The organism is Flavobacterium panici (assembly GCF_903819335.1).
GTDB lineage: Bacteria > Bacteroidota > Bacteroidia > Flavobacteriales > Flavobacteriaceae > Flavobacterium > Flavobacterium panici.
Genome location: NZ_CAIJDE010000008.1, coordinates 1 through 953, shown reverse-complemented (window position 1 = coordinate 953; position 953 = coordinate 1). Strand labels below are relative to the sequence as shown.

General features: G+C 41.3%; 2 tRNA genes and 1 rRNA gene. All 3 read left to right on the top strand.

Features of this window, described 5'->3' with window-relative positions:
- Positions 1 to 23 precede the first annotated feature (23 nt).
- Positions 24 to 97, top strand: a tRNA-Ile gene (locus FLAPXU55_RS00075).
- Positions 98 to 255: 158 nt separating this feature from the next.
- Positions 256 to 329 (top strand) — tRNA-Ala (locus FLAPXU55_RS00070).
- Between the two features lie 151 nt (positions 330 to 480).
- Positions 481 to 953 (top strand): 23S ribosomal RNA (locus FLAPXU55_RS00065); the annotation flags it as partial.

Genomic DNA, 953 nt, shown 5'->3' with positions numbered 1-953 from the left:
TAATAAATTTTTAAGTAAAACAGAGTCTCGTAGCTCAGCTGGTTAGAGTACTACACTGATAATGTAGGGGTCGGCAGTTCGAGTCTGCCCGGGACTACTTTTTAAGAATTGTTAATTATAAATTATGAATTGTAAATTATAAGAAACAAGAACAAATTAAAAAGACTGAAACTTAGAAAAAAAAGGAAATTTTAGAGGTTGAGTAACCGTTTTAAGTACTGTTAACTGAAAACTGTTAACTGACAACTAAAAAATGGGGGATTAGCTCAGCTGGCTAGAGCGCCTGCCTTGCACGCAGGAGGTCAACGGTTCGACTCCGTTATTCTCCACTGATTATCTGTAAAGATAGATAATAAAAGTTCATTGACATATTGAGATAAGAAAATAATAAGAAAGTAGAAAGCGTTTTTTGTTATAGTAGCAATACGAATAATAAAAAACAAAAAAAAAACGGTCTCGTTTTAAGAACGAGATTGGTACAATAAGCAAAATAAGGGCGTATGGGGGATGCCTAGGCTCTCAGAGGCGATGAAGGGCGTGATAAGCTGCGAAAAGCTGCGGGGACAAGCACACATTGATTGATCCGCAGATACCCGAATGGGGCAACCCACTATGTTGAAGACATAGTACACCGATAGGTGGGCAAACCCGCTGAACTGAAACATCTAAGTAGGCGGAGGAGAAGAAAACAAAAGTGATTCCGTAAGTAGTGGCGAGCGAACGCGGATTAGCCCAAACCATTGTTGTTACGGCAATGATGGGGTTGTAGGACCACGACATTTTATGTACAAGGAACCGGAAGTTACTGGAAAGTGACGCCATAGAGGGTGATAGCCCCGTATGGGTAACAAGTATAATAGATAGTGGTATCCTGAGTAGGGCGGGGCACGTGAAACCCTGTCTGAATTTGGCGGGACCATCCGCTAAGGCTAAATACTCCTGAGAGACCGATA